The 13,532-nt window shown below is 74.7% G+C and carries 12 protein-coding genes; 7 read left to right on the top strand and 5 right to left on the bottom strand.

Features of this window, described 5'->3' with window-relative positions:
• Positions 1–18 precede the first annotated feature (18 nt).
• Positions 19–498: a DnaJ family domain-containing protein gene (locus tag HL663_RS18850; protein ID WP_173029861.1), complete on the top strand. Its 480-nt coding sequence runs from the start codon at positions 19–21 to the stop codon at positions 496–498.
• Between the two features lie 59 nt (positions 499–557).
• A complete protein-coding gene (locus HL663_RS18845) occupies positions 558–2,585 on the top strand; it encodes an NADPH-dependent 2,4-dienoyl-CoA reductase (protein ID WP_173029860.1) in 2,028 nt (675 codons plus the stop codon).
• Positions 2,586–2,608: 23 nt separating this feature from the next.
• Here HL663_RS18845 and HL663_RS18840 read toward each other — a convergent pair whose 3' ends face one another.
• From HL663_RS18840 to HL663_RS18825, 4 genes are read right to left on the bottom strand one after another with little or no spacing between them, the layout of a single operon-like run.
• Complete coding sequence (locus HL663_RS18840) at positions 2,609–3,817, bottom strand: amidohydrolase (RefSeq protein WP_173029859.1); 1,209 nt, start codon at positions 3,815–3,817, stop codon at positions 2,609–2,611.
• A 41-nt stretch (positions 3,818–3,858) separates the two neighbouring features.
• Positions 3,859–5,475 (bottom strand): carbohydrate-binding domain-containing protein, encoded by a 1,617-nt coding sequence (locus HL663_RS18835; protein ID WP_173029858.1) that lies wholly within the window; start codon positions 5,473–5,475, stop codon positions 3,859–3,861.
• A 10-nt stretch (positions 5,476–5,485) separates the two neighbouring features.
• Entirely contained in the window at positions 5,486–6,250 is a 765-nt protein-coding gene (locus tag HL663_RS18830; protein ID WP_173029857.1) for a VTC domain-containing protein, read from the bottom strand.
• Positions 6,247–6,861, bottom strand: coding sequence for a DUF4956 domain-containing protein (locus HL663_RS18825; protein ID WP_173029856.1), 615 nt, complete (start codon positions 6,859–6,861; stop codon positions 6,247–6,249). Before HL663_RS18825 ends, HL663_RS18830 begins: the two co-directional genes overlap by 4 nt.
• Before the next feature lie 206 nt (positions 6,862–7,067).
• Between HL663_RS18825 and HL663_RS18820 the strand changes: the two genes are divergently transcribed.
• Both HL663_RS18820 and HL663_RS18815 read left to right on the top strand, forming a co-directional pair.
• Positions 7,068–8,063 carry a phosphodiester glycosidase family protein gene (locus HL663_RS18820; RefSeq protein WP_173029855.1) on the top strand — a complete coding sequence of 332 codons (996 nt, stop codon included), beginning with the start codon at positions 7,068–7,070 and terminating at the stop codon, positions 8,061–8,063.
• 11 nt (positions 8,064–8,074) lie between these two features.
• Complete coding sequence (locus HL663_RS18815) at positions 8,075–9,142, top strand: bifunctional glycosyltransferase family 2/GtrA family protein (RefSeq protein WP_286175794.1); 1,068 nt, start codon at positions 8,075–8,077, stop codon at positions 9,140–9,142.
• A 65-nt stretch (positions 9,143–9,207) separates the two neighbouring features.
• Here HL663_RS18815 and HL663_RS18810 read toward each other — a convergent pair whose 3' ends face one another.
• Positions 9,208–9,816, bottom strand: a complete 609-nt coding sequence (locus tag HL663_RS18810; RefSeq protein ID WP_173029854.1) for a TetR family transcriptional regulator — start codon at positions 9,814–9,816, stop codon at positions 9,208–9,210.
• A 73-nt stretch (positions 9,817–9,889) separates the two neighbouring features.
• On the opposite strand from HL663_RS18810, the gene HL663_RS18805 reads away from it, so the two are divergent.
• The 3 genes from HL663_RS18805 to HL663_RS18795 all read left to right on the top strand — a co-directional run bounded on the left by HL663_RS18805 (position 9,890) and on the right by HL663_RS18795 (position 13,493).
• Entirely contained in the window at positions 9,890–10,399 is a 510-nt protein-coding gene (locus HL663_RS18805; RefSeq protein ID WP_173029853.1) for a MarR family winged helix-turn-helix transcriptional regulator, read from the top strand.
• A complete protein-coding gene (locus HL663_RS18800; RefSeq protein WP_173029852.1) occupies positions 10,396–12,096 on the top strand; it encodes an MDR family MFS transporter in 1,701 nt (566 codons plus the stop codon). Before HL663_RS18805 ends, HL663_RS18800 begins: the two co-directional genes overlap by 4 nt.
• Positions 12,097–12,464: 368 nt before the next feature.
• Positions 12,465–13,493, top strand: coding sequence for a hypothetical protein (locus HL663_RS18795; RefSeq protein ID WP_173029851.1), 1,029 nt, complete (start codon positions 12,465–12,467; stop codon positions 13,491–13,493).
• Positions 13,494–13,532 lie beyond the last annotated feature (39 nt).

Here is a 13,532-nt window from a genome sequence, read left to right as displayed (position 1 = left end):
TCGGGTGAGACTGGGGTCATGGTGGACCGGCCCCGCTACGAGTCGCCGGTCGAGCGCGCCATCCGCGAGGCCCAGGAGCGCGGCGAGTTCGACGACCTGCCGGGCGCCGGCAAGCCGCTGCGCCTGGAGCACCCGGACGACCCGATGTGGTGGGTGCGGCAGCTCGCGGAGCGGGAGCAGATCGACTTCACCGGCGCGCTGCCACCCGCCGTCGCCCTGCGCAAGGAGGCGGCGACCTTCCCCGCCTCGCTCGTCGACCTGCGCACCGAGGAGTCGGTGCGCGCCGTCCTCGAGGACTTCAACCGCCGCGTGCGCCGCGACCGGCTGCGCCCGCCGGAGCCCCGGATGCCGTCGCTGCTGGCCCCGACCGTCGACGTCGACGACCTCGTCGAGCAGTGGCGGGCGCTGCGAGCATCCTCACAGCGCCCCGAGGTTGACCCGCCGGTAACAACGGGGGAGGCTCGCCCGAGGCGCCGCTGGTGGCGCCGCCGGCGCTGAGCCGCCCACCCCCGCGGTCGGGGCCGCCGCGCTCGCCGGTGCCCGACGAGGAAGGCCCGATGAGCCACTACCCGCACCTGCTCGCCCCGCTCGACCTCGGCCACGTGACGCTGCCCAACCGGGTCGTCATGGGGTCGATGCACACCGGGCTGGAGGACCGCGCGAAGGACTTCCCGAAGCTCGCGGCCTACCTCGCGGAGCGGGCCGAGGGCGGGGCCTCGCTCATCGTCACCGGCGGGTTCGCGCCGAACGTCGAGGGGACGCTCTACCCGGGGGCCTCGAAGCTGAGCAGCCGGCGCGAGGTCGCGCGCCACCGCCTCGTGACGGACGCCGTCCACGCGGCCGATGGGCACATCGCCCTCCAGCTGCTGCACGCCGGCCGCTACGCGTTCACGCCGTGGTGCGTGGCCCCGTCGGCGGTCAAGAGCCCGATCAGCAGGTTCCGTCCGAGGGCTTTGTCCGACAGGGGAGTCCGCCGGCAGATCCGCGCGTTCGCCCGGTCGGCGCGCCTGGCGCGGGAGGCCGGGTACGACGGCGTCGAGGTCATGGGGTCCGAGGGGTACCTGATCAACCAGTTCCTCGCACCGCGCACCAACCGGCGCACCGACCGCTGGGGCGGCAGCCCCGAGAACCGCCGGCGCCTCGCCGTCGAGGTCGTGCGCGCGGTGCGGGAGGCGGCCGGCCCGGACTTCCTGCTCGTCTACCGGATCTCGGTGCTCGACCTCGTCGAGGACGGCCAGACCTGGGACGAGGTGGTGGCCCTGGCCCGGGAGGTCGAGGCGGCCGGCGCGAGCATCCTCAACCTCGGCATCGGCTGGCACGAGGCGCGGGTCCCGACGATCGTCACGTCCGTGCCGCGCGCGGCCTTCGCCGACCACGCGGCCCGGCTGCGCGAGCACGTCGGCATCCCGGTCGTCGCGACCAACCGCATCAACACCCCCGAGGTGGCCGAGCGCGTGCTGGCCGGTGGCGCCGACCTCGTGTCGATGGCCCGCCCGTTCCTCGCCGACCCGCAGTTCGTGCGCAAGGCCGCCGAGGGTCGCGCCGACGAGATCAACACCTGCATCGCCTGCAACCAGGCCTGCCTCGACCACACCTTCGTCAAGCAGCGCGCGACGTGCATGCTCAACCCGCGCGCCGGCCGCGAGACCGAGCTCGTCATCGGCCGGGCCCCGGTGCGCCGCAAGGTCGTCGTCGTCGGCGGCGGTCCGGCGGGGATGGCCGCAGCCGTCACCGCGGCCGAGCGCGGCCACGAGGTCGAGCTCATCGAGGCGCGCGACCACCTGGGCGGCCAGTTCGACATCGCGATGCGCATCCCCGGCAAGGAGGAGTTCTCCGAGACGATCCGCTACTTCACCCGGCGCCTCGAGGTGCTCGGGGTGACGGTGCGCCTCTCGACGTGGGCCGACGCCGACGCGTTGGTGGCCGACGGGGTCGACGACGTCGTCGTGGCGACCGGTGTCACACCCCGGCTGCCCGACATCCCGGGGATCGACCACCCGTCGGTCGTCACCTACGACCGACTGGTGCGCGGTGAGCGCGTGGCCGGCCGGCGCGTGGCGGTCATCGGCGCCGGGGGAGTCGGGGTCGACGTGTGCGAGTTCCTCACGACCGACCGCTCACCCTCGCTCGACGTCGACGCGTGGCGGGCCGAGTGGGGCGTTGGCGACCCCGAGCGCACCCGGGGCGGGGTCGAGCGGCCGCGGCCGGAGGCGAGCCCGCGCGAGGTCGTGCTGCTGCAGCGCAAGGCGACGCCCATCGGCAAGGGGCTCGGGAAGACGACGGGCTGGGTGCACCGGGCGTCGTTGCGCGCCAAGGGGGTCGAGCAGGTGGCCGGCGTCGTCGAGTACGAGCGCATCGACGACGAGGGGCTGCACGTGCGGCTCGGCGAGGACGGGGCGGAGCGCCGAGTCGTCCCCTGCGACACCGTGGTCGTCTGCGCCGGACAGGACTCGGTGCGGACCCTCGCCGACGTGCTCGCCGAGCGCGGCCTGCGCGTGCACGTCGTCGGGGGAGCGGACGTCGCCGCCGAGCTCGACGCGAAGCGCGCCATCCGGCAGGGCACGGAGGTCGCGGCCGCCCTCTGACCTCGCGGTGGGGAGGGGGCGGGTCAGGCGGAGAGCCAGGCGCGCGCGCCTGCGACGAGCGCGGCCACGCCGACCGACAGGGTCGGGTCCGGCACCGGGGCGAAGTGCGGCGAGTGGTTCGAGGGCAGGGTCCCGACGACCCGCACGAGCTCCTCGGGGGTGCTCGCCCCGGCGAAGGCCGCGGGGTCGGCTCCGCCGAGCAGCCAGAAGACGAGCGGGGCGCCGAGGGCCTGCGCCAGCACCCCGACGTCCTCGCTGCCGGTGACGGGACCGGGCTCGACGACGCGGCCCGCCCCCACGACCCCGGCGAGGGCGCTGCGCACGCGCTCGGTGGCGGCGGCGTCGTTGACGACCGCCGGCGCGGACTCGGTCGGGTCGACCTCGGGCTCGCGCGGGGCCCCGGACGCCGCGGCCTCGGCGTGGACGATGCGGGAGACGGCGCCCAGCACGCGCTCGCGCACGGCCTCGTCGTAGGTGCGGACGTTGACGAGCAGCTCGGCGTGGTCCGGGATGATGTTGGGCGCGCTGCCGGCGTGGACCGCCCCGACGGTGACGACGGCGGTCTGGGTGCCGGCGACCTCGCGGGCCACGATGCCCTGCAGCCGCAGGACGGTGGCGGCGGCCATGACGACGGGGTCGACGGTCGTCTCCGGGCGCGAGCCGTGCCCGCCACGGCCCCAGAGGGTCACGCGCAGCGAGTCGCTCGCGGCGAACGCGGCGCCCGCCCGCAGCCCGAGCATGCCGGCCGGGAGCGGGGCCACGTGCTGGCCGAGCACGACGTCGGGGCGGGGGACCCGACCGGCGAGGTCGTCGGCCACCATCGCCCGGGCGCCGGAGACGGTCTCCTCGGCGGGCTGCAGGAGCAGCACGAGCGTGCCGGACCAGGCCGGGTCGGCCGCGAGCTCGGACGCCGCGCCGAGCAGGCAAGTGACGTGGACGTCGTGCCCGCAAGCGTGCATGACCCCGGCGACCTCGCTCGCCCACGCCAGCCCGGTCTCCTCGGCGACGGGGAGGGCATCCATGTCCGCGCGGAGCAGCACGGCCGGGCCCTCGCCCCGCCGCAGGAGGCCGAGGACGCCCGTGCCGCCCACGCCCTCGGTGACGTCGAAGCCGTTCTCCCGCAGCCAGGTCGCGGCGAGGGCCGCGGTGCGGACCTCCTGGCCGGACAGCTCCGGGTGTGCGTGGAGGTCCCGGTAGGTGTCCGTCAGCCGTGCCAGGAGGGACGCATCCATGCTCGTAACCTACTCCCGCTCCACCCGGCCCGGCGACGGGCTCAGGGGCGGCCGCCGCCCTGGCCGCCGGTGTGCACGTCGGCGGTCACCGTCCCGAGCTCGGAGCCTCCGTCGGTCGAGCCGCCGAGGGCGAGCCCGCCGACCGCGGTGCCCGACGGCGTGCCGTCGACCCAGATGTCGTACGACTCGCCCGCGGTGATGGCCGCGGACGAGAAGACGAGCGACGAGAAGGTCTTGCTCGCGGTGAAGGACGCGATGACCGTGCCGTCGTGCACCACCTGGACGACGGTGCCCTCCGCGTACCCGGAGTCGAAGGTCGCGGACACCCAGCCCTGCGCGGAGTCGGTCGACGGCGCCTCGGCCATCCCGGAGGACCCGGCCGCGAGGAGGGTGCCACCCGAGATGCTCAGGCCGCCGTTGGTGTCCAGGGCCCCGTTGCCGTTGCCCGTCGGGCCGCTGACGACGATGGTGCCGCCGGTGATCGACAGGGAGCCGTTGGAGTCCAGCCCGTCGCCCTCGGCGTCCACGAGGAGCGTGCCGCCGCTGACGGTCACCGAGACGCCGTCCTGTGCCGACATGCCGCCTCCGCCCATCCCGCCGCCGGAGCTCGAGCCGTCGGTCGCGTTGACCGCGTCGTCGGAGCTGGTGATGGACAGGGTGCCGCCCGAGACGGTCACGACCTTCCCCTCGAGGCCCTCGCCGGACTTCGTGACGGTGGTGCTCCCGCCACCGACGGTGGCGCTGACGTCGCCGTGGATGCCGTCGCCCTCCGCCGAGATCGTCGTCGTCCCGCCGCCGACCGCCGCGTCCGTGGCGGCGCTGATGCCGTCGTCGCCCGCGGTCAGCGCGAGGGTTCCGCCGAGCACCGCGACGTAGCCGCGGTCGGCGTCCTCGGCGTTGTCGGACTTCAGGGCGTCCCCGCCGCCGGTCGCGGTGAGGGTGCCGCCCTCGACCCGCACGTAGTCCTTCCCGCGCACCGCGTCGTCGACCGCCGTGACGGTGACGGTGCCACCGAGGACGACCAGCCCGTCCTGCGAGCCGATGCCGTCGTCGGTGTTGCCGGTGACCGTGAGGGCGCCGGTGCCGGCGATGGTGAGGTCGGCGGCCGAGTACAGCGCGGCGTCGGGCTCGCCCGCACCGTGGGCGTAGCCCGAGCCGTCCTCGAGGGTGTTGGTCGAGCCGTCGGCGAGCACGACGACGGCCTCGTCGGCCGCGGTGACGGACAGGGCCGGACCGGTCGAGGACGTGACGTGCGCGTCGTCGAGGACGACCTGGACCGTGCCCTCCGCGGAGGAGTCGACGACGACCTGGCCGGCCAGCGTGCCCGTCAGCAGGTAGGTGCCGGGCGCGGTGATCGTCACCGTCGAGCCGTCCACGGTGGCCCCGTCGCCGGAGACCGTGGCGGTGGACCCGGACAGGGTCACCGTGGTGGCGCTCGCGGCGTCGTAGGTCCCGTCGTCGGCCTCGGCGTGGGACTCCTGGTTCGCGGCGAGCACCGCCTCGACCGAGGCCCCGGGCGTGGCCGTGGCGGTGGTCGTGGTCGTCGTGCTGCTGTCGTCGACGGAGGCACCGGTGACGGCCCCCGCGACGCCGCAGCCGGTCAGGGTGGCGGCGAGCAGGGCGGCCGTGACGGCGGCCCGGGCCTTGGTGAGCTTCATCGTGGTCTCCTCAGGGACGGACGTGGTCGCGCAGGGTGCGCGCCCAGCGGTTGGCGGGCAGGGCGGGGTCGAGCGCGGCCAGGCCGGTCGCGTACTTGCTCATCCGCCGGGGGCGGTGGCCGAGCGACCACAGGACGCGGTCGAGGGAGGACGGGCGGCCCGGGCCCTTGGTCTCGACGACGACGAGGTCGGGTCGCTCCAGCACCTGGCCGTCGGGCCGCTCCCAGCGCAGCGCGCGGTCGACGGTGACGCGGGCGCCGTCGCCGGCGAGGTGCAGCGTCGTGCGGTCGTAGCGGATGTCGAGCGCCGGGGCGAGGTCGACGACGGTGCGGTCGTCGATGCCCGCGGCGGCGAGGGCGTCGATGACGAACTGCGCTCCCGCGCAGTCGAGCCGGTCGTGCTCGAGGTGCACGCCCTCCAGCCGAGACTTGACGGTGCGCTCGCCTTCCCGGGTCTTCACCTCGAGGTACGCGGCCCCGGTCAGGTCGTAGCGACGGGACCGGACCTTGAACCGGCGCCGCCGACCGTGGGCGGCCAGGCGCTGGGTCAGCAGCCCGTCGGTGTCGAGGTAGCGCGTGGTGTAGCCGAGGGTGCGGTGCCCGTCGATCTCGAGCACCCGCGTGCCGGCGGGCGCGAGGGCGGTCAGCATCCCCGCCTCGAGCGCGGTGAGGACGTACTTGCGGTCGACCCGGGTCAGCAGGCCGCTCGTCGCGACGAGCTCCTCGAGCCCGACGGCCGGCAGGCCCTCCAGCCGGGGGAGGGTGGCGGTGCTCACGGGACGAGCACCGTCGTGCGGCGGACCGGTCCCGACGCGTCGAGGGCGCCGTCCGCGGGGGTCGGCGCCACCGGCGCCCGGAAGCGCACGTCGACGGTCGTCGAGTCGTTGACGTGGTCGACCTTGAGGACGGACACCCCGATGACCGGTCCGCCGAGCCGCCCTTCCAGGGCGGTGACGACGTCGCGCTCGTCGTCGTACGCCCGGTCGAGCACGACGAGGCGGCGGCGGTGCCGGGGCAGCATCCGCGGGTGGTCGCCGAGCCAGAGGGCGCCGACGACGACCACCATGAGCGCGACGGGCAGCCACACCGGACCCACCGCGAGGCCGCTGAGGAGCCCGAGGGCCAGGGCCGCGAAGTAGTAGGCGACCTCGTGCTGCGCGAGCTCCTCGGAGCGCAGCCGGATGATCGAGAGGACGCCGAAGAGCCCGAGACCGAGGCCGGCGCCGACCGCGCTGTCGAGCAGCGCCGAGGCGACGGCCATCACCCCGATGTTCACGCCGAGGTAGGCGACGACGAGGTCGCGGCGCCCGTGCCGGGGCACGTAGAGGGCGAAGACGAGGAGGCAGATGGCCACGACGTTCGCGGCGTAGACGATCAGGGTGCTCACGGGAGGCTCCTGGGTCGGAGGGAGTGGGTGTCGAGGACCATCAGGCCGGGCGCCGCTGTGGGGTGCCTGTGGCAGGTCGATGCCCCGTCTTTGGGTATCCCGTTGCCGGTCAGCGAGATCCGAGGCTCCCCGCCTCCGTCGCGGTCATCGGGCGCCCACCGGGCGGGGACAGGAGGGGCACAGGGGTGGGCTCGACCGTGGTGCCCATGAACGAGCCCACGAGCACCCTCGCCCCCGACCGCACCCCACCGCCGCCGGCCGCGGGTCCGCCCCGCCGCGTCGGCCGGCGCGCCCTCCTCGGCGGCGGGCTCGGGCTGGCCGCCCTCGCCGCGACCGGGACCGGCTGGGCCCTCGAGCGGTACGTCGTCGACCACGTCGAGGTCGCCTCGGCCAGTGCCTACGAGGCGAGCCAGGGCGTCGCCTCGGCGGCGACGGCCTCGACCGGCGGGAGCGTCTCGGCGACGACGTACACGAGCGACCTCGCGACGGTCGACATCTCGAGGACCGTGGTCGGCAGCGGCGACGACCAGCTCGTCTACTTCACGGCCGACCTGCGGCTGCAGGACGCGACGGTCCTGCGGTCGGCGTTCGCGGACGACGAGTTCGGGCAGAACATCATCGAGGTCCCGAGCGCGATCGCCGCCACCGTCGGCGCGGTGTGGGCCGTCAACGGCGACTACTACGGGTTCCGGGACGACGGGATCGTCGTCCGCAACGGCGTCGCCTACCGCGACGCGGGTGCCCGGCAGGGCCTCGCCTGGTACCGCGACGGCTCGATGCGCCTCTACGACGAGACGGCGACCAGCGCCAGGACCCTCGTCTCCGACGGTGTGTGGCAGACGCTCTCGTTCGGCCCCGGGCTCGTCGACGACGGGGCGGTGGTCGACGGCATCGACTCGGTCGAGGTCGACACGAACTTCGGGAACCACTCGGTGCAGGGCGACCAGCCGCGCACGGGCATCGGGCTCGTCGACACCAACCACCTGCTCGTCATCGTCGCCGACGGCCGGTCCGTCGGCTACAGCCGCGGCATCGGGATGAGCGAGCTCGCGCAGGTCTTCGTCGACCGCGGGGCCCGGGTGGCCTACAACCTCGACGGCGGGGGCTCGAGCGCGATGGTCTTCGACGGCGACCTCGTCAACGACCCGCTGGGCCGGGGCCAGGAGCGCGGCACCTCGGACATCCTCTACGTCGGGGCCTGAGGGGGCGCGTCGTGATCGTCCTCGTCCCCGCCTACGAGCCCGACGGCCGGCTCGGCGCCCTCGTGGCCGACCTGCTGGCCGCGCAGCCGGACCTGCACGTTCTCGTCGTCGACGACGGCAGCGGGCCCGCGTCGGCCGGGGCCTTCGCCGACGCCGCGTCGGCCGGGGCGGTGGTCGTCCACCACGAGGTCAACCGGGGGAAGGGCCGCGCGCTGAAGACGGGCTTCCGCGAGGCGGCCCGGCGCTGGCCGGGTGAGGACGTCGTGTGCGCCGACAGCGACGGCCAGCACACGCCCGGCGACGTGCTCGCGGTCGCCGCCCGGGTCGCCGGCTCACGCCGCGCGATGGTCCTCGGGGTGCGGCGCTTCTCCGGGCCGGTCCCGGGACGCAGCCGGCTCGGCAACGCCGTGACCCGGCGGCTGTTCGTGCTGACGACGGGGATCGACCTGTCCGACACCCAGACCGGGCTGCGCGCCTACCCCTGCGAGATGCTCGGCTGGCTCTGCCGCGTCGAGGGTGAGCGCTTCGAGTACGAGCTCGAGCTGCTCCTGCGGGCGCACGGGGCCGGGCACGCGGTGGTCGAGGTCCCCATCGCGACGGTCTACCTCGAGGGCAACGCGTCGTCGCACTTCCGTCCGGTGCGCGACTCGCTGCGCGTCTACGCGCCGATGGCCCGGTTCGCCGCGTCCTCCCTCCTCGCCGCGGCGGTCGACTACGCGCTGCTCGTCCTGCTCCACGTGCTCTCCGGGAGCCTGCTGCTCTCGGTGGTCGGGGCCCGGGTGGTCAGCGCGAGCGTCAACTACCGGACCAACCGGCGCTTCGTCTTCGGTCGCGGGGGGCGGCACGCGGGGCTGCGCTACGCCGCCCTCGTCGCGGTGGTCCTCGCGGCCAACGCGGCGCTCATGCAGGTCCTCGTCGGCCGGCTCGGCCTGGCGCTGCTCGTCGGCAAGGTCCTCACCGAGGCGGTGCTGCTGACGGTGTCCTTCGTCGTCCAGCGACGGTGCGTGTTCGCCGTCGCTGGCCCGGCGCCGGGAGTGGCGGAGGCGGCACGTGCCCCCGCCCTGCGCGAACGTGTGTGAACCCGCCGGGGATCCCCGGCGGGTTCACACACGTCCGCGGTGGTGAGGCCGCGGGGGAGCGGGGCTCAGCGCAGGCCGACGGCGTCGAACGCGGCCTCGAGCCGGTGCAGGAGCGAGCCCGTCGAGCCCGCCGCCCGGTGCTGGTGGAACGCCGCGCGCAGGGCGGCCATCGCGGTGCGCGCGGCGAGCCCGGTGGCGAGGTCGTCGGCGGCGGTCGTGCCGGCCCGCTCGTGCGCGGCCTCGACGAGCGCGCTCTCGAGGCGGTGCCCCGCCCCGGCGATGCGCGCCTCGAGCTCGGGGACGCGGGCGGCGAGCTCGCTGCGCATCCGCCACAGCTCCGGCTCGTCGGCGAAGCCCCGCACGTGCTCGGTGAGCACGGCGCGCAGAGCCTGCGGCACCGACTCGTCCGCGGGGCGCGCGAGCACCGCCTGGCGCAGCTGCTCGGTGCGGGCCGGGTCGGCGCCGACGAGCGCGGCCTCCTTGGTCGGGAAGTAGTTGAAGAAGGTGCGGGGGGAGACGTCCGCCTCGGCCGCGATCTGCTCGACCGTGACCTCCTGCATCCCGTGGGCGAGGGCCAGCCGCACGGCCGCGGTGTGCAGGCGCTGGCGGGTGGCCTCCTTCTTGCGGTCGCGCAGGGAGGGGGTCGCCTCGGCCGTCGCGGTACCCGGAACCATGCCGCCAGTATGCCGCGTTCCTGCAGGACGAGCAAAGTTGCAGATTCTGCAACAAAGGACATATGCTTGTGTCATGCAAGCAACCGCCGACCCGCTCGTCACCGAGCACCTCTCGGCGATGTTCGGACTCCTCAACAGGGCCCACGTCGTCGAGGGACCGGTGACCCGCCCCGAGTACACCCTCCTGGCGCTGACGGCCAAGCGCGGCCCCGGCCGCGCCTGCGCCCTCGCCGACGCCGTGGGCCTGGACCAGTCGACGACGAGCCGGCGCGTCAGCGCCCTCGTCGACCGCGGCTTCCTCGAGCGCACCCCCGACCCCGACGACGGCCGCGCCCAGCTCGTCGGCCTGACGGACGACGGCCGTGAGGTCCTCGTGCAGGAGCGCCGCCGCCGCGAGGAGCTCGTGGGCGTCGCCCTCGAGGACTGGGACGAGACCGACCGACGCACCCTGGCCGACCTGCTCGGCCGCCTCCAGACCTCCCTCGCGCGCGTCGCGAGGGACACCGACCACCCCGTCCGCAGCGTCGCGGGCCCCACCGACCCCGCCCCCGAGGCGGCCGACCGCGAGAGGACCACTGCATGACCACCGCGACCGCCACGGCTCCCCAGCCGTACAAGCTCAGCCCCGCCTCCCGGCGGGTGTTCCTGGGCCTGATGCTCGGGATGCTCGTCGCCTCCGTCAGCCAGACCATCGTCGGGCCGGCGATGCCGCGCATCGTCTCCGAGCTCGGCGGGATGGACCACTACAGCTGGGTCGCCACCGCCGCCCTCCTCGTCTCGGCGATCACCGTCCCGATCGTCGGCAAGTTCTCCGACCTCTACGGCCGCCGCGGCTTCTACATCGCCGGCCTCGTCGTCTTCATGGTCGGCTCGCTCGTCGCCGGCTTCGCCCAGTCCTTCTGGGTGCTCGTCGCCGCCCGCGCCATCCAGGGCCTCGGCATGGGCACCGTGATGCCGCTGTCGCAGACCATCATCGGCGACATCATCCCGCCGCGGCAGCGCGGCAAGTACCAGGGCCTCATGGGCGCCGTCTTCGGCGTCACGTCCGTCGCGGGGCCGCTCGCCGGCGGGTTCATCACCGACCACTGGGGCTGGCGCTGGCTGTTCTTCGCGGGCATCCCGATCGGCGTCGTCGCCACCGGCTTCATCCTGCGCTTCCTCCACCTGCCGCACGAGCGCCGTGAGGCCAAGGTCGACAGCTGGGGCATCGCCACGCTGGCGGTCGGCCTCACCGCGGTCCTGCTCGCCACCTCGTGGGGCGGCACGTCCTACCCGTGGGGCTCGGCGACCATCATCGGTCTCTACGTGGTCGGCGTCGTGGGCCTCGTCGCCTTCGTCTTCGCCGAGAACCGCGCCGAGGAGCCGGTGATCCCGCTGCGCCTCTTCCGTTCCCGCGTGTTCACGGCGGCCAACATCGCGAGCTTCGGCCTGGCGATGGTGATGTTCGGCTCGATCATCTACATCCCGGTCTTCGCCCAGGGTGTGCTCGGTGTCGACGCCACGAACTCCGGCCTCATCCTCGCGCCGCTCATGGTCGGCCTCATCGTCATGGGCATCCTCACCGGCCTCGCCATCACACGGACCGGCGTCTACAAGCCGTTCATGGTCGTCGGTGTCGTCGTCATGGGCGCCGGCATCTGGCTCCTGACCCGGCTCACCTTCGAGTCGACGCAGACCCAGCTGACGCTGGCGATGGTCGTGCTCGGCATCGGGATCGGGATGGCGATGCAGCAGTACACGCTCGTCGTCCAGAACGCCTCCGAGAAGCGCGACCTCGGGGTCGCGACGGCCTCGAGCCAGTTCTTCCGCAACGTCGGGTCGACGGTCGGCATCGCCGTCTTCGGCACCGTGCTGACCAGCGGGCTCGGCGGCGCCATCGCGTCCCACCTCCCCGCCGGGGCCGCGGCCTCGATGCCCGAGGGCGCCGCCAGCGCGGGGTCCGTGCTCGACCCGGCCGCGCTCGCCCAGCTGCCGCCGGCCGTCGCGACCGCGGTGCGCCAGGGCCTGGCCGACCAGCTGCACGAGGTCTTCCTCATCGGCCTGCCGGTCGTCGCGCTCGTGCTCCTGGCGACCTTCGCCATCAAGGCGCTCCCGCTGCGCGACAGCAACCACGACGACACCCCGGCCGTGGCCGCGGAGCACGCCGGCCACGAGATGCTCGACACGATGTCGCAGTCCAGCCCGGAGCCGGTGACCACCCCGGCCCGCGCGACGGACGTCGACGTCGACACCGACCGCGACGCCGCGGTGGGCCGCCAGCCGGAGCCCGCCGTGCGCTGACCGCCCGGTCCCTCGCACCACACGAGGCCCTCCGCCCGACAGGGACCGGAGGGCCTCGTGCGTGCCCGGTGCACAGGCCCATGTGCCGGAACCCCGCAGGTGCGGGGTTTTCGTGGTCGGGGGTGGGTTCGGGCAGCGATAACCCGGCACGTGCGGGGTTTTCGTGGTCGGGGGTGGCCGGGCAGCGACAACCCCTCACGTGCGGACTTTTCGTGGTCCGGGAGGTGGCCGGGCAGCGATAACCCCTCACGTGCGGGCTTGTCGCGACCGGGGTGCATCTCGGACAGCGATAACCCCGCACGTGCGAGGTTCCGGAGCCTGTGGATGACGCCAGCGGCGACCGGGCTCATCGGGGCAGTCTCGACCCTGTGACCGACGAGCCGCTCGACACCTCCCGCCCGTTCCTCGGCGTCGAGGCGATGGCGCGCGGCCTCGCGACCGAGGCGTCGCTGCGGGGCCCGCGCTTCCGGCGGCTCGTGCACGGCGTGTACGTGGACGCAGGGGCTGCCGTCGACGCCCGCGTCCGGGCCCGGGCGGCGATGCTCGTCGCGCCGGCGGCGACCGTCGTCTCGCGGCACACGGCGGCCGCGCTCTGGGGCGGCATCGCCCCCGATGACTGGCAGACCCACGTGACGACGCTCCGACCGGACGCCGTCGAGCGGATGGCTTCGCGGGAGGCGCGCTCGCGGGCGAGGGGCGGCGGCGCGGGCTGTTCGACGAAGGCCCGTCGGCTGCTCGAGTGGGGCCGGATGGACGTCGACGGCGTCGACGCGCGCGTCTCGTCGGACCGCTCGGGCATCACCACCCGTCACGGCCTGCGGGTCACGACACCGGAACGCACGTTCCTCGACTGCGCCGAAGACCTCGATGTCGTCGAGCTCGTCGTCCTCGGCGACAGCCTCGTGCACGCCGGATCTACGACGCCGGATGCGCTCGTCGCCGCGGCCGCGACGACGGGCCGGCACCGGCGCCTGGCCCGCCGGGCCGCTTCGCTCGTCCGGGTGGGTGTCGACTCGGGGCCCGAGTCCCGCACCCGGATGCTCCTCCTGCTCGCCGGGCTCCCGGAGCCGGAGACCGACCTGCGCTTCCACGACGAGGACGGGGCGTTGCTGCGGCGGGCCGACATGGGCTACCGCGCACGCAAGGTGAGCGTCGAGTACGACGGCCGCCAGCACGCGGAGGACCCCGAGCAGTGGGCGGGCGACATCCGGCGGCGTGAGGAGTTCGACGGCTGGGGCTGGCGGATGGTCGTCGTCACCTCCCCGGGGCTGTGGGTCGAGCCGGAGGCCACCGTGCGTCGGGTCGCCACCGTCCTCACCGAGCGTGGCGAGCGCATCACTCGCCGGTCCGACGAGTGGCGCCGGTACTTCGGGCCACGGCACCTGCGCAGCGCCTGAGGCCGAGCCGACCCCGCACGTGCGGGGTTTGCGCAGTTC

The organism is Arthrobacter sp. NEB 688, assembly GCF_013201035.1.
Lineage (GTDB): Bacteria > Actinomycetota > Actinomycetes > Actinomycetales > Dermatophilaceae > Phycicoccus.
The sequence above is the reverse complement of the archived record's forward strand: the minus strand, read 5'-3'. Positions and strand labels throughout refer to the sequence as shown.

Excerpts from the sequence above, each read along its gene's own strand:
- HL663_RS18850 (WP_173029861.1), top strand. The coding sequence starts at position 19 with ATGGTGGACCGGCCCCGCTACGAGTCGCCGGTCGAGCGCGCCATCCGC.
- HL663_RS18845 (WP_173029860.1), top strand. The coding sequence starts at position 558 with ATGAGCCACTACCCGCACCTGCTCGCCCCGCTCGACCTCGGCCACGTG.
- HL663_RS18840 (WP_173029859.1), bottom strand. The coding sequence starts at position 3,817 with ATGGATGCGTCCCTCCTGGCACGGCTGACGGACACCTACCGGGACCTC.
- HL663_RS18835 (WP_173029858.1), bottom strand. The coding sequence starts at position 5,475 with ATGAAGCTCACCAAGGCCCGGGCCGCCGTCACGGCCGCCCTGCTCGCC.
- HL663_RS18820 (WP_173029855.1), top strand. The coding sequence starts at position 7,068 with ATGAACGAGCCCACGAGCACCCTCGCCCCCGACCGCACCCCACCGCCG.
- HL663_RS18810 (WP_173029854.1), bottom strand. The coding sequence starts at position 9,816 with ATGGTTCCGGGTACCGCGACGGCCGAGGCGACCCCCTCCCTGCGCGAC.
- HL663_RS18805 (WP_173029853.1), top strand. The coding sequence starts at position 9,890 with ATGCAAGCAACCGCCGACCCGCTCGTCACCGAGCACCTCTCGGCGATG.
- HL663_RS18800 (WP_173029852.1), top strand. The coding sequence starts at position 10,396 with ATGACCACCGCGACCGCCACGGCTCCCCAGCCGTACAAGCTCAGCCCC.